General features: G+C 65.4%; 15 protein-coding genes and 1 pseudogene. 8 read left to right on the forward strand and 8 right to left on the reverse strand.

The features are described 5' to 3' along the window. Nucleotide 1: 1 nt before the first annotated feature. Nucleotides 2-898 (reverse strand): fructose bisphosphate aldolase, encoded by an 897-nt coding sequence (locus ACQY4Y_RS21560; protein WP_428492624.1) that lies wholly within the window; start codon nt 896-898, stop codon nt 2-4. Nucleotides 899-1,123: 225 nt separating this feature from the next. On the opposite strand from ACQY4Y_RS21560, the gene ACQY4Y_RS21565 reads away from it, so the two are divergent. Then, nucleotides 1,124-1,318 carry a FitA-like ribbon-helix-helix domain-containing protein gene (locus tag ACQY4Y_RS21565; protein ID WP_428492625.1) on the forward strand — a complete coding sequence of 65 codons (195 nt, stop codon included), beginning with the start codon at nt 1,124-1,126 and terminating at the stop codon, nt 1,316-1,318. Between the two features lie 327 nt (nt 1,319-1,645). On the opposite strand, the gene recQ is transcribed toward ACQY4Y_RS21565, so the two are convergent. Then, on the reverse strand, nt 1,646-3,538 hold the full coding sequence (recQ, locus tag ACQY4Y_RS21570; RefSeq protein ID WP_428492626.1) for a DNA helicase RecQ: 1,893 nt from the start codon (nt 3,536-3,538) through the stop codon (nt 1,646-1,648). Nucleotides 3,539-3,709: 171 nt separating this feature from the next. On the opposite strand from recQ, the gene ACQY4Y_RS21575 reads away from it, so the two are divergent. The 3 genes and pseudogenes from ACQY4Y_RS21575 (at nt 3,710) to ACQY4Y_RS21585 (ending at nt 7,311) form a co-directional block, all read left to right on the forward strand. After that, nucleotides 3,710-4,828 carry a ferritin-like domain-containing protein gene (locus ACQY4Y_RS21575; RefSeq protein ID WP_428492627.1) on the forward strand — a complete coding sequence of 373 codons (1,119 nt, stop codon included), beginning with the start codon at nt 3,710-3,712 and terminating at the stop codon, nt 4,826-4,828. A gap of 192 nt (nt 4,829-5,020) precedes the next feature. Continuing rightward, a complete protein-coding gene (locus ACQY4Y_RS21580) occupies nt 5,021-5,392 on the forward strand; it encodes a hypothetical protein (RefSeq protein ID WP_428492628.1) in 372 nt (123 codons plus the stop codon). Then, nucleotides 5,392-7,311: pseudogene (locus ACQY4Y_RS21585) on the forward strand (glycoside hydrolase family 15 protein). Before ACQY4Y_RS21580 ends, ACQY4Y_RS21585 begins: the two are co-directional and overlap by 1 nt. A 398-nt stretch (nt 7,312-7,709) precedes the next feature. On the opposite strand, the gene ACQY4Y_RS21590 reads toward ACQY4Y_RS21585, so the two are convergent. Beyond that, a complete protein-coding gene (locus tag ACQY4Y_RS21590) occupies nt 7,710-7,916 on the reverse strand; it encodes a hypothetical protein (RefSeq protein WP_428492629.1) in 207 nt (68 codons plus the stop codon). Between the two features lie 512 nt (nt 7,917-8,428). On the opposite strand from ACQY4Y_RS21590, the gene ACQY4Y_RS21595 reads away from it, so the two are divergent. Beyond that, nucleotides 8,429-9,076 (forward strand): hypothetical protein, encoded by a 648-nt coding sequence (locus ACQY4Y_RS21595; RefSeq protein ID WP_428492630.1) that lies wholly within the window; start codon nt 8,429-8,431, stop codon nt 9,074-9,076. Nucleotides 9,077-9,159: 83 nt separating this feature from the next. Continuing rightward, nucleotides 9,160-9,831 carry a transposase gene (locus tag ACQY4Y_RS21600; protein ID WP_428492631.1) on the forward strand — a complete coding sequence of 224 codons (672 nt, stop codon included), beginning with the start codon at nt 9,160-9,162 and terminating at the stop codon, nt 9,829-9,831. Nucleotides 9,832-9,856: 25 nt separating this feature from the next. Here ACQY4Y_RS21600 and ACQY4Y_RS21605 read toward each other — a convergent pair whose 3' ends face one another. Genes ACQY4Y_RS21605 through metG form a run of 3 tightly spaced genes read right to left on the reverse strand, consistent with a single transcriptional unit; the run spans nt 9,857 to nt 12,974 of the window. Continuing rightward, nucleotides 9,857-10,666, reverse strand: coding sequence for an MBL fold metallo-hydrolase (locus tag ACQY4Y_RS21605; protein WP_428492632.1), 810 nt, complete (start codon nt 10,664-10,666; stop codon nt 9,857-9,859). Then, on the reverse strand, nt 10,663-11,439 hold the full coding sequence (locus tag ACQY4Y_RS21610) for a TatD family hydrolase (protein WP_428492633.1): 777 nt from the start codon (nt 11,437-11,439) through the stop codon (nt 10,663-10,665). Before ACQY4Y_RS21610 ends, ACQY4Y_RS21605 begins: the two co-directional genes overlap by 4 nt. After that, entirely contained in the window at nt 11,439-12,974 is a 1,536-nt protein-coding gene (gene metG / locus ACQY4Y_RS21615; protein ID WP_428492634.1) for a methionine--tRNA ligase, read from the reverse strand. The genes ACQY4Y_RS21610 and metG overlap by 1 nt, the downstream gene beginning before the upstream one ends. 242 nt (nt 12,975-13,216) lie before the next feature. On the opposite strand from metG, the gene ACQY4Y_RS21620 reads away from it, so the two are divergent. After that, a complete protein-coding gene (locus ACQY4Y_RS21620) occupies nt 13,217-13,912 on the forward strand; it encodes an NnrU family protein (RefSeq protein WP_428492635.1) in 696 nt (231 codons plus the stop codon). A gap of 132 nt (nt 13,913-14,044) precedes the next feature. On the opposite strand, the gene ACQY4Y_RS21625 is transcribed toward ACQY4Y_RS21620, so the two are convergent. Beyond that, complete coding sequence (locus ACQY4Y_RS21625) at nt 14,045-14,713, reverse strand: amino acid ABC transporter permease (RefSeq protein WP_428492636.1); 669 nt, start codon at nt 14,711-14,713, stop codon at nt 14,045-14,047. 27 nt (nt 14,714-14,740) lie between these two features. Next, on the reverse strand, nt 14,741-15,634 hold the full coding sequence (locus ACQY4Y_RS21630; protein WP_428492637.1) for a transporter substrate-binding domain-containing protein: 894 nt from the start codon (nt 15,632-15,634) through the stop codon (nt 14,741-14,743). A 301-nt stretch (nt 15,635-15,935) separates the two neighbouring features. Here ACQY4Y_RS21630 and ACQY4Y_RS21635 point away from each other — a divergent pair, with 301 nt between their 5' ends. Then, nucleotides 15,936-16,766, forward strand: coding sequence for a lipid-binding SYLF domain-containing protein (locus ACQY4Y_RS21635; RefSeq protein WP_428492638.1), 831 nt, complete (start codon nt 15,936-15,938; stop codon nt 16,764-16,766). Nucleotides 16,767-17,023 lie beyond the last annotated feature (257 nt).

Here is a 17,023-nt window from a genome sequence, read left to right on the forward strand (position 1 = left end):
CTCAAACCTTCTCGACCGAGGCACGCCAGATCTCGTCGATCGAGTGCGCCAGCTTGGCATTGAACTCGGCATCGCTCATCGAATGCTGCAGCCCCTCCGCCAGCGCCCGCGAAAAACTCGCCACCACCCCATGCTGCGCGGCCAGCCGCTGGCACGCCTCGGCCCGGCTGTAGCCGCCCGACAGCGCCACCACCCGAGCCACGCCCTGGTGCGCCACCAGCGGCGCATACAGGTCGGTGACCTCGGGAATCGTCAGCTTCAGCATCACCTGGCGACCCTCGGTCAAGGCGTCCAATTGCTTGGTCAGTTGCGCCAGCAGGATCGCCTCGGCCGCCGCCTTGTCCGGGCTCTTGATCGACACCTCCGGCTCGATGATCGGCACCAGCCCATGCCGGCCGATCTGCGCCCCGATGTCGAACTGCTGCTCGACCACCGCGGCGATCCCGGTCTTGGACGCCAGGTTGATCACCGAACGCATCTTGGTGCCGAACACCCCCAGCGTCACCGCCCGATCCAGCAGCGGATCAAGCCCGGGGATCGGTTTCAGCAGGCTCACCCCGTCGGCCTCCGCCTCCAGTCCCTTGTCCACCTTCAGGAACGGAACGACCCCGCGCTCCTCCCACAGATACGCCGGAACCGACTTGTTGTGCGCCCGCCCGTCCATCGTCGCCTCGAACAGGATGGCACCGATCACCTTCGCCCCAGTGAACGCCGGCGCCGAGATGATGCGCACCCGCATCTCATGCACCAGCTTGAACATCTCGGCATCGCCGCTGTAGGCGCTCTCCGGAACGCCGTACTGGCGCAGCGCGCCCGGCGTCGACCCGCCGCTCTGGTCCAGCGCGGCGATGAAGCCGCCCTTGCCGCGGATTTGCGTCATCATCTTGTCATTGGCCATGATCGTTATCCTTGCCCGAGCCCGGTTTGCCTGGAGTAGGTCGAGACCACACACCCCAAACGTGCCTGCTGATTGCAGGGAGCCGGGCAGAGTATTGCCATGGCGTTCGGGAGCCGTGCAATCCTCGCCCCGGTCAGGCCCCGGTCAGGCCCCGGTCAGGCCCCGGTCAGGCCAAGCGCCCGTACGTCCCGCCGGCGCGCGACCGATCGTGCTATTGGGAAAGCCATGAGCAGCATCACCGTCCGCAACCTCGATCCGGCGATCAAGAAGCGGCTTCGCCGCCGCGCTGCCGAGCACGGTCACGCGATGGAGGCCGAGGTTCGGCGCATTCTGCAGACCACTCTCACTGGCCCGGCGCGCCCGATCGCAACCAATCTATGCGCGTATCCGCGCCCGGGTCGATCCGGTCGGCGGCATTGACCTGAAGCTGCCGCGACGCGAACCGACCCGTGACCCGCCTCGGTCTGACTGATGGTCGTGCTCGACACCAAAGTCCTGTCTTCCATCATGAGCCGCCAGCCGCCGCCCGAAGTGGCGGCCTGGGTCGCCGCGCAACCCGAGGAGACGCTGTTTACCGCCTCCATCTGCCAGGCGGAATTCCTCGCCGGCATTGAGATATTGCCGGCCGGCCGTCGTCGCATCGCCCTGCAGTCCCCGGCCAGGGCCATTTTCGCCGACGACCTCGACGGGCGCATCCTGCCGTTCGATGCGGCGGCGGCGATTCGAGACCACCTCAAATACCCTGCCTCACCCGTCGCGCTTGACCAACCCCGCCGGCAGCGGCGCCCCCAGCACCCCCAGTACAGGCCGCCCATAACGCTCCAGTTTCGATGCCCCGACACCCTTGATCTGGCCCAACTCCTGCAGCGTCGCCGGACGCTGCGCGGCAATATCGCGCAGCACCGAGTCATGAAAGATCACGTAGGGCGGAATCGACTGGCCCCGCGCCTCGGCCAGCCGCCACAGCCGCAGCGCCTCATACAGCGATGCCTGCTGCGGCGACGCCTGCACCGGCTCGCCCCCGCGCCCCAATGAGACCCCCACTGAGCCCCCCACCCCCGGCCGGCTACGTTCCGCCCGCTCGGCCCGCACCACAGGCGCCCGCTCCTGGCGCAGCATCACCTTCGCTTCGCCGCGCAGGATCGGCCGGGCCTCGTCCTGCACCAGGAACAACCCGCCATGGCCTTCGGTGTCGACATCCAGCGCACGCCGCGCGATCAACTGCCGGATCAGTCCGCGCCAATACGTCGCGACGTGCGCGGCGCCGACCCCGAAGGTGCGCAGCCGGTCATGGCGGTGGCGGATGACCCCCTCGGTCCGCTCACCCCGCAGCACCGCCACGATGTGCTCGGCACCGAAAATCTGCTCCGTGCGATACACCGCCGACAGCACCATCTGCGCCTCGGTCGTGGCATCCAGCGTGACCGGCGGAGCCTCGCAGTTATCGCAGTGCCCGCACCCCACCTCCAGCGCCTCGCCGAAACAGCCCAGCAACGACTGGGTCCGGCAGCTCACTGCCTCGGTCAGCGCCACCATTTCCTCCAGCTTGGTGCGCATCACCCGCTTGCGCGCCTCCGGAGCGGCCGATTGCGCCAGCCAGTGCCGAGCCTGAGCGACATCCTGGCCGCCGAACAGAAGCAGCGTGTCGGCCGGATCGCCATCGCGCCCGGCCCGCCCGATCTGCTGGTAATACGCCTCCGGGCTGTCCGGCATGTCCAGATGCACCACGAAGCGCACGTCCGGCCGATCGATCCCCATGCCGAAGGCGATCGTCGCCACCACCACCAGCGCCTCACCCGAGCGGAACCTGGCCAGCGAGTCCCGCTTCAGCTCAGGATCGAGCCCGGCATGGAACGCCACCGCAGCGAACCCTCGCTGATTCAGTTTCGCCGCCATCCGCTCGGTTTTTGCCCGGCTGCCGCAATAGACGATGCCGCACTCACCCTGATGCCGGCGCAGGAATTCCAGAAGCTGCGCGGTCTCCCCCACCTTGGCCTCGGCCGACAGCCGCAGGTTGGCGCGGTGGAAGCTGGACACGAATACCTTCGCCGCGTCCATCCGCAACGCCGCCAGGATATCCGCCTGGGTGCGCGCATCGGCGGTTGCGGTCAGCGCGATCCGCGGCACCCCGGGATACATCGCCGGAATCCGAGCCAGTTCGCGGTATTCGGGGCGAAATTCGTGGCCCCAGGCCGACACGCAGTGCGCCTCGTCCACCGCGAACAGCGCCAGCCGCAAATGCCCCAGCCGCTCCATCGTGCCGTTGCTCAACAGCCGTTCGGGCGACACGTAAAGCAGGTCCAGTTGCTGCTCGATCAGGTCGCGGGTGATCGAACGCGCCTCCGCCGGATCGACCTCGGAGTGCAGCGCCCCCGCATTGACCCCAAGCTGGCGCAACGCCGCCACCTGGTCGTCCATCAGCGCGATCAGCGGCGATACGATCACCGCGGTGCCGGTGCGGCACAGCGCCGGAACCTGGTAGCAGACGCTCTTGCCGCCCCCGGTCGGCATCAGCACCAGCGCGTCGCCGCCGGCGGTGACGTGGTTGACCGCCGCTTCCTGCTGGCCGCGAAAGCCCGGAAATCCGAACACCTGGCGCAGCACCTGCGCCGGATCGTTGAGTATCGCTTCGGCCAACATTCCGCTGCTAAATACTCCTGACGCATTAACGCTTGGTTACGCCGTGCGACCGACTCGGCTTGTGCCGGCATAAGTAGCCGACTCGGCGGCTGCCGGCACGACTATAGGCGACCCGCGTGGGCTGTCGCCAACGGTCTCGTGATCACACGGCTCTTGACCCAGGACGATCGGATGCCGACCCAACACCGGATGACCCTAGAGAACCAAACCGCCGACCCGACAACCGCCGACCCGACAACCGCCGACCCGAAGACCGCCGATCCGACGCCGGTCACGCCACCCCCCGCGCCAAGCGCCGCCGCCGCCCAGGCCGCCATCCCCGCGCCAAGCGCCGCCCCCACCCCGGTCGCCACCCAGGCCGAAATCGAGGCCGCCGACCGCCGCGCCCGGGAATGGCAGTCGCCGACCGAAGGCAAGCTGCCGATCGGGTCCGACCGTCACCGCGACGCCGCCTGCCAGATGTTCCACGACACCTTCAACCCGTACAAGCCCTCCGTCATCGCCTGGCCCAGGCTCGACCCCGACGCGCTGCACCGGCTCACCAGCCTGCCGATCTGGGACATCGCCGTCACCACCGAGACCAAGGCCCGCGCCCGCATGCTGGCCTACGGCGAGGCCATCGAGGACCCGGCCTGGCGCGACGCCATCAGCCGCAACGGCTGGGAGGAAGGTCGCCACAAGGAGGTGCTGTCCAACCTGGTCGCCAGCTACGGCATCGCCCTGGTCCCCGAACCGCCGGACAAACTGCCAGCGGACGCCGAATGGGGCTACCTGGTCACCGGCTACTCCGAATGCATCGACAGCTTCTTCGCCTTCGGCCTGTTCGAAGTGGCCCGCCGCTCAGGCTACTTCCCCACCGCCCTGGTCGACACCTTTGAACCGGTGATCCAGGAAGAGGCGCGCCACATCCTGCTGTTCGCCAACTGGCTCGCCTGGCACCGCCGGCGCCTGGCCCCGCTACGGCGGCTGCGGTTCGAGGCGCGCGTCATCCGTGCCTGGATCTTCCTGGCGTGGGAGCGTATCGGCCTGGCGCGGGACATGGATGGCGGCGACAAGCCGGCGGTGGACAACAACTTTACCCTGAACGGCAGCAAGGCGGTCAGCGACATCGACCTCAAGCCGCTGGACCTGATGGCGATCTGCCTGACCGAGAACGACCGCCGCTTCGCCGGCTACGACCACCGCCTGCTGCGTCCCACCACCACCCCGGCGCTGGCCGCGCTGGCGGTGCGGATCGGCCGGCTGTTCCGGCGCGGCGCGGCGCCCCAGGCGATCGGCCCCGCAGCTTAGTGCCCGGTGGCTTAATGCCCCGCAGCTTAGTGCCCCGCGGCTTGCCACCGGCGGCTTGGTGCCGGCGGCTTAGTGCAGGCGGCTTAGTAATCGACAAATCCGCCAGACTCCGCCATATAATCGCTCCGCCAGATGATAACGCCGGCGGCCTCCGCCATAACAAGTCTCCCGTCCCGCCCCAGGGTAATCGCCATGATGTCAAGATTGCTGTCTCGCCACGCCATGCTCGCGCTGGCGCCGTGCGCCGCGCTGCTGGGTCTGGCCGCCGCGCCGGCCCACGCCAGGGTATTCGTGGGCATCGGCATTCCGTTCTACGGCCCCGGCTTTGTTCCGGCGCCGTACTACTATCCGCCGCCGGCCTATTACCCGCCGCCAACCTATTACACGCCCCCGCCCCCGGTGGTGTACACACCGCCGCAACAGACCTACAACCAGCCGCCGCCGGGCGGTCAAACCTGCTATGCCGGACCTTACGTCTGCCCGATGGAACGCCCGGTCGCCACCGGCGCCAGTTGCTATTGCCCGGGCAACAATGGTCAGAGGGTGTGGGGCCGAGCCAACTGATGGCGGCTGGCGACACCCCGCCCCACTACCGCCCAGACCAGCCCACTAACCACCACGACAGATCCGATACCGGACAAAACCCTGCCCCCGGCCACGCCGCCCCGATCGAGCACTACGCGCTGATCGGCGACTGCCGAACGGCTGCCCTGGTCAGCAAGCAAGGCTCGATCGACTGGCTCTGCTGGCCGCGCTTCGACAGCCCCGCCTGCTTCGCCGCCCTGCTCGGCACACCTGAAAACGGACGCTGGCGGATCATGCCCCAGGACCCGGTGACCCAGGTCACCCGGCACTACTGGCCTGGCACCCTGATCCTGGAAACGCTGTTCGAAACCGCGTCCGGATCGGTCGCGCTGATCGATTTCCTGGCGGTCGAAACCAACACCCTGGTCCGCATCGTCGAGGGCCGCACTGGCTCGGTCGCGATGCACATGGACCTGTCGTTGCGCTTCGAATACGGGTCGGCGATCCCCTGGGTGACCCGGCTGAACCACGGCAGCGGCATCCGCGCCATCGCCGGTCCCGATCAGGTGGTGCTGCACAGCGACGTCAAGCTGCACGGCCGCGCCATGACCACCATCGCCGCGTTCACCGCCGAGCCCGGCAAGCGCACCCGCTTCACCCTGACCCACGCCGCCTCGCATCTCGAACTGCCGACCCCGCCGGTGGCCGACCGGGCGCTGGACGACACCGACGCCGCCTGGTCCGGATGGTCCGGCCGCTGCCGTTATCGCGGAGCCTACCACGAACCGGTGCGGCGCTCGTTGCTGACGCTCAAGGCACTCAGCTACTACCCGACCGGCGGCATCGTCGCCGCCCCGACCACCTCGCTGCCCGAACAGCCCGGCGGGTCGCGCAACTGGGACTACCGCTACTGCTGGCTGCGCGATGCCACCTTCACCCTGCTCGCCCTGATGCACGCAGGCTACCGCGAGGAAGCCCAGGCCTGGGGCGCCTGGCTGCGCCGTAGCGTCGCCGGCAGCCCGGCCCAGTTGCAGACCCTCTACGGCATCGCCGGCGAGCGCTCGGTGCCTGAGTGGGAGGCACCGTGGCTCGCCGGCTACCAGGGCGCCGCCCCGGTCCGCGTCGGCAACGCCGCCAGCACCCAATTGCAACTCGATGTCTACGGCGAACTGATCGACGCCATGTACTAGGAAATGGTGCTCGGCCTGTCCCGCCCGGCGGCAGTCTGGCCGCTGCTGCGCAGCCTGATCACCCACCTGGAATCGATCTGGCAAAACCCCGACGAGAGCATCTGGGAGGTGCGCGGCGGCTCACGCCACTTCACCTTCTCCAAGGTGATGGTGTGGGTGGCGCTCGACCGCGCGGTCCGCGCCGCCGAAAGCTTCAACCTGCCGGCCCCGCTGCAGCATTGGCGAACGCTGCGCCACCATGTCCACGACGTGATCTGCCGCGACGGCTTCAACCAGCAGCGCAACAGCTTCGTGCAGTATTTCGGCGGCGAAACGCTGGATGCCAGCCTGCTGCTGCTGCCGCTCGTGGGCTTCCTGCCGCCCGAGGACCCGCGTATCCGCGCCACCGTGGAAGCGATCGGCCGCGACCTGATGGTCGATGGCCTGATCCGGCGCTACCGCACCAGCGAAACCCAGGACGGCCTGACCGGCGGCGAGGGCGTCTTCCTCGCCTGCAGCTTCTGGTACGTCGACAACCTCGTGCTGCAGAACCGCTATCTCGAGGCCCAGGCGATGTTCGATCGCCTGCTGGCACTGGCCAACGACGTCGGACTGCTGGCCGAGGAATACGACCCCATCGGCCGCCGCCAACTGGGCAACTTCCCCCAGGCGTTCTCGCATCTGGCGCTGATCAACACCGCGCTCAACCTCGACACCCACGCCGGCCCGGCGACCCAGCGCAGTCAGGGCAGCGAAACACGCGAGGATGAGGTGCCGGGCAAATCGTGAGACGAAGCGGCTTGGCTGCTGTTTTGTCGCCGGGCTGATGTTGGCGCCCTGCGATAGACTTCCATGAACTCCCAACTGTGCACGTCATGCGCTTACCAAGGCGGCGGCCAGCGAACGATTGCCGCCATCAGACTGACGGCGCGGAGGGCATAAGTAATCAGGAGCGGCGCGAAGTATTTGTGCCCAACCTTGCGCACCGCTAAACCCAGTCAAAGCGGGTGCGAGGGTGCGGATTTATTCCCGGGTGCCGTTTGGCGCTTTGTGAATATTCAAAACCACTGGGGCTTATGCGTCTTCACGCGCGTGACAGCCTAGCTAGGCGGCGCTTCAGGCTGGCGGAACTATAGGCCGGTTTAAATATCTTCTGGCGGGTATGGAGCGGCAAACCATGCCAGAGCCTATCCGATGTTCCTGATGTCAATTGCGGCAATAACCTGAGCTAACTGGCTGACGGCATTGGCCCTATCCACCTGATCAGTCTTGTATGCGTCGAGCACGGTCCCAAGGAACTTGTCCATTGCGGTGTGATCGCTTTCTGTGAGCGAGCCTTTTTCCGACGTCTTTTCCGTATCCCTGTTGTGGGCTGCCAGCCTGCTGATTTGCATCTCCTTAAGACCGGAACGGCGAGCTTTCCGTCCGAAATTCGGAATCTCCCTGCCCTAGGTTATTTTGGTATCAGTGTGAGTTCGATTGCCGATCTGCGTGTTAGTTGTGCGCCTCGATTTCTTTCCGCCGCCGGTTGTCCATGTGACCGTTGAATTCCCTACTTTTTCACGGGTTGTGATCCTCGCCGTCCCGCTTCCGTTTGAACGGATCGTGTATCGCGGGGGCTTTTACCATCTGTGAGAATTCCCCAAAGCACTGACCCCAGCCCCCTAGATTTCTTTTCCATTTGCCAGACCCTTGCCTCTTGGATGCGCACGTTGGCTGGTTGTCTATAAGCGAGCAAGTCTGACAGCCTTGGGCAAGGTAGAAATGCGCGAACCCGCATATAAGATGTATGCTTCATGATTCAAAAGACGAGCACGATTGGGCTGGTTACCATCAAGGTTCGATAGCCGAGGTGGAGGCACCAGCCCCCTTCGCTTACGCCAATTGCAATTGAGAGACCGCTAACTTGAACGCAGCAACCGATATAGAGGCAGCGGAATGCAGCATCGCAGTCTTTGAAGACGCACGAAGTGCTTTTGATGATTATAACCGTTGGTGTGATAAGGCTTTTCAAGGGATGCACAACGAACATGGTGTTGAGGCTAGAAGGCGAGTGAGCCAACTCATTTGGGGTCTTCGCCAGATAAAGCTACTTCTCTCCGAGGCTGCGGCGCTGAGAGTAATATCTCACCCGCCAATGCCATTTATTTCTGGTGAAGCAGCGCCGGACAAGTGGTTTGATTTAATGAAGACACCTGAAGTGGTGAACGCAGCCCATCGAGAATTGGCGCTCACCGAACCATTACAGTTTTTCACGGAGGCATTCTACTGTTTTGCAGCGCGCACTCGTTTCATAATTCGGCAATTGCCGAAGCTTGAAAACTTTGAAGCGACAGGCGTTCGCAACGTCAGAAATCATCTACTTGAACATCCAGAGGGCAAATCAAGTGGAGTGCTCATTACGAGCTTTGGATACGGCGGTCGCAACGGCCCAGTGGTGAAGGGGCTGCGCTACGATCATCAAGTGGATTTGTGGCCGGACCCGGGGCTGTTTGTAAATGCCGTTGAATTCGCAGAAAGCCTTAAGAACCGCTTGGTCCTAGCGCTATCATAACAAGATTGGATAATTCAAGCAGACCGGGTGAAATCTAATCCGCAACGGATTCCGATCGATCCCGTATCGTCAGAATCAGGGCTATGACGCACCTCACCGGTCCCGGCCGAGCCCAGACGCTGCTGCTGCCAGAATCGCTGGATGAATACGTTGGTCCGGAAAACCCTGTCCGCTTCATCGACGCCTTTGACCCGGCTGGACCTCACCGCCGCCAGGTTCACTCGGGTGGTCGCCCGGGTTATGCACCCAAGGATTTGCCGAAGCTCTACATCTACGGCTACCTCAACGGCGTCCGGTCGAGCCCCCGCCTCGAAGCCGAAACGCACCGCAACATCGAGGTCATCTGGCTGCAGCGGCAGCTGAAGCCCGACTTCAAGACCATTGCCGACTTCCGGCGCCTCAACCGTAAAGCCTTCGGTCCAATCTTCCGCCTGTTCGTGTTGCTGTGCCGTCAACTGGATCTGTTTAGCCGAGAACTGCTCGCCGTAGACGGTACCCGGATCAAGGCGGTCAACAACAAGGACCGCAATTTCACCCGCGCGGCGCTGGCGAGGTTCATCGAGTTGGCCGACGTCAAACTCGATGACTACCTGCAACGGCTCGACCGGAGCGATGCCGCCGAGAGCAACACGGGTGGTTCGCGGGTCAAGAACCTGGCCGAAAACGTCGCCGCGGCAGGCCCGTATGAACGCGGTCCTGCGTGGCTTCATGGAACGCCGTCACTAGGACCTGGAACAGGGGCCTGCCCGTCATGACCGGCCCCCACGCGCTCAACTTGCATCAAACGCATCGGCGAGCCGAGGCGCACGCCAGCACCATCCCGTCAAACCCCGCCTCCACCCCCGGCGGCAGATTATCCCGCATCCAGGCCCAGTCCATCTCGGTCCCCATATGCGTCAACACCGTACGCCGCGGCTTCAACCGGTCCACCCAGCCCAGCACTGTATCCAGGTTGGCGTGCGAAAAATGCGTGTCGCCGCGCAGGAAACAATCCACCACCCAAGTGTCCACGCCCGCCAGCGCCGCGAACGCCGCCTCATCCAACGCCACCACATCGGTCGAGTAGCCAAAATCCCCAATGCGCAGCCCCAGCGTCTCGACCCGGCCATGATTCTGCGCGAACAGCCTGACCGATATGCCGGCCGCCTCGATCGTCTCCCCCGGCCGCACCGGCTTTGCTTCAAGAACAGGGCGATAGAAGTGCGGCGGCTCCCAAGCTCTGAACGCGTAGCCAAACCGGTGCGTCATTTCCGCCAGCGTCTCCGCGGTGGCGAACGCCGCCAACGGCCGGCCCGCGATCCGGTTCAGGATTCGCACATCGTCCAGACCGGTGATGTGGTCGGCATGCGCATGGGTAAACAGCACCGCATCCACCCCAGCAATCCGACAATCCAGCAACTGGCCTCGCATATCAGGCGAAGTATCCACCAGAAGCCTCTGTCCCTGAACGATTTCCACGACAATCGAGGTCCGCGTCCGCCGGTTTCGCGGCTCCCCGGGGTCACACGCGCCCCAATCACCGCCACCATCCGCCCCGCCGATCATCGGCACCCCCGCCGACCCCCCGGTGCCCAGCAGCGTCACCTTCATGCAGCGGCTTTCCGGAACAACCGGCGAAAGTTCACCGTCGTCAGCTCCGCCAGCGCATCCGGCGCCACCCCGCGAACCTCCGCCAGCACCCGGGCAGTGTGCGCGACAAAAGCCGGCTCGTTGCGCTTGCCGCGAAACGGCACCGGCGCCAGGTAAGGCGCATCGGTCTCCACCAGCAGCCGATCCGACGGCACGTCGCGCGCGATCTCGCGCAGTTCCGCGGATCGGGGAAACGTCAGAATGCCGGAAAAGCTGATAAACCCGCCCAGCCGCAACGCCGCCTCCGCCAGCGCCCGGCCCGAGCTGAAACAGTGCAGCAGAAAATCAAACCCCCCGCCCAGATCCCGCTCTTGCTGCAAAATCAACGCGATATCGTCATCGGCGTCGCGCGCATGGATGCACAGCGGCACCCCGGCCAGCCTAGCACCTCGGATATGGGCGCGAAAATTCTCCGCCTGAACGTCGCGCGGCGAGCGGTCGTAGAAGTAGTCCAGCCCGGATTCACCGATCCCCACCACCCTGGGATGGCGCGCCAACGCCGCCAGCGCCTCCGGCGTCGGCACCGGCGCCTCGGCGGCATGATGCGGATGCACGCCCACGGTGCACCACAACCGGGTATCCGCCTCGACCATCGCCGGCAGCCCCGCCGACTGCGCCAGCGTCACCCCGATCGTCACCATCTCCCCCACCCCCGCCGCCGCCGCGCGAGCCAGAACGTCGGGCAATTCCATCGGCGTGAAGTAATCCAGGTGGCAGTGGCTATCGACCAGCATCAGGCCGCCGGCTCCACATAACGCGGAAACACACCCTGCGGCGCCGGCAAGCTCTGCCCCTCGGTCAACGCCACCCCAAGCGAGGCAAACCCGCGCGCGTCCTCCGCCACGCCCAGCTGATCCAGCATCCGCCCCATGCTGCCCGGCATCACCGGCTGCAGCAGCGTCGCGACCACCCGCAGCGTATCCACCAGCACCCGCAGCACGACGCCCATCCTGGCCTTGTCAGTCCGGTTCAGCGCCCACGGCGCCTGCCGATCGATATAGCCGTTGGCGGCGCGCACCACCTTCCAGACCTCCTCCAACCCGTCATGGAACGTCTGCTGGTCGAAATGCCCGCGCACCACCCCCAGCAGCGCGTCGGCCGAGGCCAGCAGCGCAGCGTCGTCCTCAGTCAACGCACCGCGCGCCGGCAGCACGCCGCCGCAGTTGCGCGCCACCAGCGACAGCGACCGCTGCGCCAGATTGCCCAAATCGTTCGCCAGATCGACATTGATCCGCGTGATGATCGCGGCGTGACTCAACGACCCATCGGCGCCGAACGGCTTCTCCCGCAGCAAGAAATAGCGCAGCTGGTCCAGCCCAAAAATGTCCGCCAGCTTGCGCGGCTCGACCACATTGCCCAGCGACTTCGACATCTTCTCGCCGTCCATCAGCCACCAGCCGTTCGAACTGACCCGCTTCGGCAACGCCAGCCCCGCCGCCATCAGGAACGCCGGCCAGTACACCGCGTGGAACCGGATGATGTCCTTGCCGACAAAATGCACGTCCGCCGGCCAATAGCGCCAGCGCGGCGCCCCCGGATCGGGGAACCCGCAGGCACTGACATAGTTCTGCAGCGCGTCCAGCCAGACATACATCACGTGGCCCGGCGCATCCGGCACCGGAATCCCCCAGTTGAACGTCGTGCGGCTCACCGAGAGGTCCAGCAACCCGCCTCGAACGAAGCTAACGACTTCGTTGCGACGTGATCTCGGCGCGATAAACTCCGGATTTGCCTCATAAAAGTCCAGCAGGCGCTGCTGCCAGGCAGACAGCCGGAAAAAATACGACGGTTCCTTCACCCACTCCACCGCCGCCCCGCTCGGTGCCACCCTTGATCCGTCCGGCCGCAAGGTCAGCTCCGCTTCATCATAAAAAGCTTCATCCCGAACCGCATACCAGCCTTCGTAATGACCGAGGTAGAAGTCGCCATTGGCCGCGATCCGCCGCCATAGCTCGGCGCAAGAACGCTTGTGCCGCGCCTCCGTGGTGCGGATCCAATCATCGTACGACACCCCCATGGCGTCGCTCATCGCCTTGAAATCAGAAGATATCCTGTCGGTAAATGTCTGCGGATCGACCCCCGCCGCCGCGGCCGCCTGCTCGACCTTCTGGCCATGCTCGTCGGTGCCGGTCAAAAACAGCACGTCATACCCGTCCAGCCGCTTGAACCGCGCCATCGCATCAGCCGCGATCGAGGTATAGGCGTGCCCGATATGCGGCGCACCGTTGACGTAATAGATCGGCGTCGTGACGTAGCAGCTCTGGGTCATGGTGATCTTCAGTTGGTGCCGTTCGCCAGGCCGGCAACGGCATCTAGGATTCGCCTTTAGCCTCCGCAGGCCGTGCCACAAGTGGTCCGACGCATCAACTCTTGACTGCGGCGCAATCGCCGGCACATTGAGCAGCGGCTGTGCCGGATGATTGGCCACGGGGCCGATGACCCACTCACTCGAAGCCTTCGCGCCGCGGTGCTAAAAGCTCAGCGAGTGAGAACGGAAGGCCATTCCAGATCATGGAAAGTGCAGCATGGGTCGCGGTGGCGGCGATTGCGTTCGTCGGAACGCACTTCCTGTTGTCTCATCCCCTGCGGCGACCGCTTGTCGCCGCGCTCGGCGAGGGCCCATTCCTGGCCGTCTATTCCCTCGTGGCCGCCGTGACGCTCGCAGCTTTGGGCTGGTCGTTCTGGGCGGCGCCCGTCACGACGCCGCTCTGGCCCGTCGGCAACACACTCTGGGCTCTTGCCACCATCGTTATGCTGCTGGCCTCGGTGCTGCTCATGGGATCGGTCATCCGCAATCCGGCGATGCCGACCGGCGGAGCACCGGGCCCGGCCCCCGAGGCCGCCCGCGGCGTCTTCGCCATCACCCGCCATCCCATGATGTGGGCGGTCGCGCTCTGGGGGTTATGCCATGTCGCGATCTATCCCATTGCCAAGAGCATAGTCGTCGCATCGGCCATCACCGTCCTGGCCCTGGTCGGCTCCGCCCTGCAGGACCGCAAGAAGGAACAGCTCCAGCCCGACACATGGAAAACTTGGGAAGCGAAGACGAGCTATTGGCCGTTCGTCGCCATCACCACGCGTCGCGCTACCCTCGGTGGGTTCGGCATGCACGACTTGGCGGGCGGGCTGCTGGTCTGGCTCGTCGCCACCTGGGCTCACATCCCGCTTTCCGGGTGGGCCGCGGGTATCTGGCGCTGGATTACCTGACGCATCTGGCGTTGGATTACCTGACATGGCTTCAATCAATCCGCGCGCTACGAGCGCAGCGCTCGGAATACCAGACCGTGCGAGTCGTTGCATAAGGGCCGCGAACGGCGAAGATTGGCGCGGCGCGAAGTTCTACCGCGGCCGCGCCGCCAGCCGACGCTCATACGCCTGCGCCAACAGCGTGCTGGGAAACAGCAGCACGAAATAGATCACCGCTACCACGGTATAGACCTCCAGCGGCCGATACGTATCGGCGGTGATCAGCGTACCATTATACAGCAAGTCCGGCACCGCGATGGTGGACACCAGCGAGGTGTTCTTCAACTGCGTGATCGACTGGTTGACGAACGGCGGGATCATCCGCCGGATCGCCTGCGGCAGGATCACCCGCCGCATCACATGCCACCGCCGCAGCCCCAGCGCTCGGGCCGCATCCCACTGGCCCTGCTCGATCGAGATGATGCCGCCGCGGAAAATCTCCGCGTAGAACGCCCCAGTGTAGCACGACAACGTCATGATCCCCGCCACCACTGCCGGGATCTGGATACCCAGCAGCACCGGCAGCGCATAATAGAACCAGACGATCTGCACCAGCAGCGGGGTGCAGCGAAACACCTCGATGAACGCCACCAGCGGGATGTTCACCAACCGCGAGCGCGACAATCGCCCCAATCCCACCGCCAGCCCGATGATCAGCCCGATGAAGATGGTCGCCGCGGTATAGGCCAAGGTGACCAGCACGCCGCGCCACAACAACGGCGCGTAGCGCAGCAGGAACACGAAATCCCAATGATAGTGCAAACCGGCCCCCCCGCCGTTGCTCGGCCGTCAGAACGTCAGGCCAGGCGGAATCTGAGCCTTGGTGACCCCGTCTTTCGCCAGCCCCTGCAACATCCATTCGCGAATCTGGCCGATGCCGCGGTTCATATCCAGCCACGCGTCGATCACCTCGCGGAACCGCGAATCCGGCTCCCGTTGCAGGCCGATGCAGCTCGGCAGCGCAACCGTCGGGTCGCTCAGCAGGTAAAACGGACCCAACGACGGATTCTTGCCGACGGTGGACAAACCCAGCAGCGCCGCCTGGATATGCGCGTCGGCCCGACCCGACTGCAGCGCCAGCGTGCACTCGTCGCGCGTCTTGAAGCCGACCAGGTTGGCTTTCGGGCAAAACCGCCGAGCCACCGTCTCGTGCAGGCTACCGATGTCGAACACGATGGTGAGCCCCGGCTTGTTCAGGTCGTCCCAGGTCTTCGGCACCAGACCCTTCTTCGCCAGGCAGCCGAACGGATGGATGATCATCGGGCGGCTGAAGGCGATCGACACGGCGCGCTGCGGCGTCGGATTAAGCGCGAACGCCAGGTCCACCTTGTTGGACTGCAGGTCGAGCACCGAGTTGCCATAGGTCGACTCGAGATACGTCAGCTTGGCGTCGAACACTTTCGCGATATCCAGCGCCATCGAGATCGCCGCGCCCGACCACTGACCGGTGACGAGGTCCTTCTGGAAATACGGCAGTTCCCCTGGCAGCGCGGCAATGCGCAACACCTGGGTGCGGCGGATCCGGTCATACGTGGACTCGGGCGCGGTGTCCGCGCGGGCGCTGCCGATCAACCCCGCCATCAGCGGAAACCCCGCCAAGACCGCCGCCTTGCGCCGCCCGATGCCGCTGCTCCACGGGTCCTTCATCGTCGCCTCGATCCTTCCCTTGGCCGACCCCGGCATCTAGCACGCCGAACCGACGGGCGGCACCGGCCGGTTCGGCGCCGGATCCCATGTGCGCCACATACATGCAAGCCACAGGCCGGCCGCCGCCGCGGATACGCGCCCACCCCGGCAAAATTTACCGCCCGCCACGAACGGGGTCGGTCCGACTCGGCGATCCATCCTATGCAGCCAATAGTCGGAGCATGGTCGCGGCCCGGGCGGACCGTCCGCGGCACGCCGATCGTGCGATCGACCAGGGACGATTTTCAGCGCGCGATCAGGCCGGCCATGGTCGGCGACGGCAGGGAGACACAGACGCATGATTCGGTTCGTGGCAACGGCCGCGCTGGCGATGCTGGCGCTGCTGCAGGCATCGTGTTCGGCCAACACGCCAGGCGAACAGCAGACCCTGGTGGATCGTTCGGCGCTGACGGTGCAGGACATCATGACCCAGACGGTGTCGAACGACCCCCGCACCCTGCTGCGCCGCGCCAAGGCGGTGATGATCTGTCCGCGCATCTTCAAGGCCGGCTTCTTCTTCGGCGGTGAGGGCGGCAACTGCGTGCTGCTGGCTCGCGCCGGCAACGGCACCTGGTCCTATCCGGCGTTCTACACCATCGGCAGCGGCAGCTTCGGCTTCCAGTTCGGCATCGCCGACAACGAGTTGCTGTTGATGATCCTGACCGAACGCGGGCTTAACGCGGTGCTCGACAGCCAGCTCAAGCTGGGCGCCAACGCCGGCATCGCGGTGGCCACGCTGGGGGCCGGCATCCAGGGTTCGACCACCACCGCGGTCGGCGCCGATATCGTCGCCTTCGCCGCCTCGCGCGGATTGTTCGCCGGCGTGGCGCTGGAGGGCAGCGTGATGGCGGCGCAAAGCGCCTGGGATCAGTCCTACTACGGCAAGCCGCTCGCTTCGCGCCAACTGGTGATGCAGATGCAGGGCAGCAATCCCGGCGCCGATCCGCTACGCGACGTGCTGACCCGCTACGGCTCCGCCGCAAACCCGGCCACGCCACGCCCCGGTTACGCACCGCCCTATCCGCAATATCAGCAGCCCTCAAGCGGCGGCGCTCCTGCCGGTTATGGCGCGGCGGCGCCGTCAAGCGGGCGGGCCCCAGTGCAGCAACAGAACCTGGCTCCCCGCTAGTCTCCTGCCCCAGAAGTTCGCCGCACTCCACGGCGGACGGATGGGATCAGCAGGCCACTGAAAACCAGGAACGCTGCCCGCCCGTCTCGCCGCTCTGCATCTGCTGTTCGCCAACGACCGCCGCGTATTCCAGCGACCAGGACCCTGAAGGGCTGCCAGATCAATGTGCCTTCGACTGGCCTTGCGCCGCGCCCGGTCGATCCGAAATAACAGATGCAACGGCGCATCCTTGGCCCGGTTCACCACCGCACCAGCGC

The organism is Rhodopila sp. (assembly GCF_965277165.1).
Lineage (GTDB): Bacteria > Pseudomonadota > Alphaproteobacteria > Acetobacterales > Acetobacteraceae > Rhodopila.

Bases quoted from the DNA above. Each gene is read 5' to 3' on its own strand.
- ACQY4Y_RS21580 (WP_428492628.1), top strand. From the start codon at position 5,021: ATGATGTCAAGATTGCTGTCTCGCCACGCCATGCTCGCGCTGGCGCCG.
- ACQY4Y_RS21635 (WP_428492638.1), top strand. From the start codon at position 15,936: ATGATTCGGTTCGTGGCAACGGCCGCGCTGGCGATGCTGGCGCTGCTG.
- metG (WP_428492634.1), bottom strand. From the start codon at position 12,974: ATGACCCAGAGCTGCTACGTCACGACGCCGATCTATTACGTCAACGGT.
- ACQY4Y_RS21565 (WP_428492625.1), top strand. From the start codon at position 1,124: ATGAGCAGCATCACCGTCCGCAACCTCGATCCGGCGATCAAGAAGCGG.
- ACQY4Y_RS21605 (WP_428492632.1), bottom strand. From the start codon at position 10,666: ATGAAGGTGACGCTGCTGGGCACCGGGGGGTCGGCGGGGGTGCCGATG.
- ACQY4Y_RS21560 (WP_428492624.1), bottom strand. From the start codon at position 898: ATGGCCAATGACAAGATGATGACGCAAATCCGCGGCAAGGGCGGCTTC.
- ACQY4Y_RS21600 (WP_428492631.1), top strand. From the start codon at position 9,160: ATGACGCACCTCACCGGTCCCGGCCGAGCCCAGACGCTGCTGCTGCCA.
- recQ (WP_428492626.1), bottom strand. From the start codon at position 3,538: ATGTTGGCCGAAGCGATACTCAACGATCCGGCGCAGGTGCTGCGCCAG.
- ACQY4Y_RS21620 (WP_428492635.1), top strand. From the start codon at position 13,217: ATGGAAAGTGCAGCATGGGTCGCGGTGGCGGCGATTGCGTTCGTCGGA.
- ACQY4Y_RS21630 (WP_428492637.1), bottom strand. From the start codon at position 15,634: ATGCCGGGGTCGGCCAAGGGAAGGATCGAGGCGACGATGAAGGACCCG.
- ACQY4Y_RS21590 (WP_428492629.1), bottom strand. From the start codon at position 7,916: ATGCAAATCAGCAGGCTGGCAGCCCACAACAGGGATACGGAAAAGACG.
- ACQY4Y_RS21575 (WP_428492627.1), top strand. From the start codon at position 3,710: ATGCCGACCCAACACCGGATGACCCTAGAGAACCAAACCGCCGACCCG.
- ACQY4Y_RS21610 (WP_428492633.1), bottom strand. From the start codon at position 11,439: ATGCTGGTCGATAGCCACTGCCACCTGGATTACTTCACGCCGATGGAA.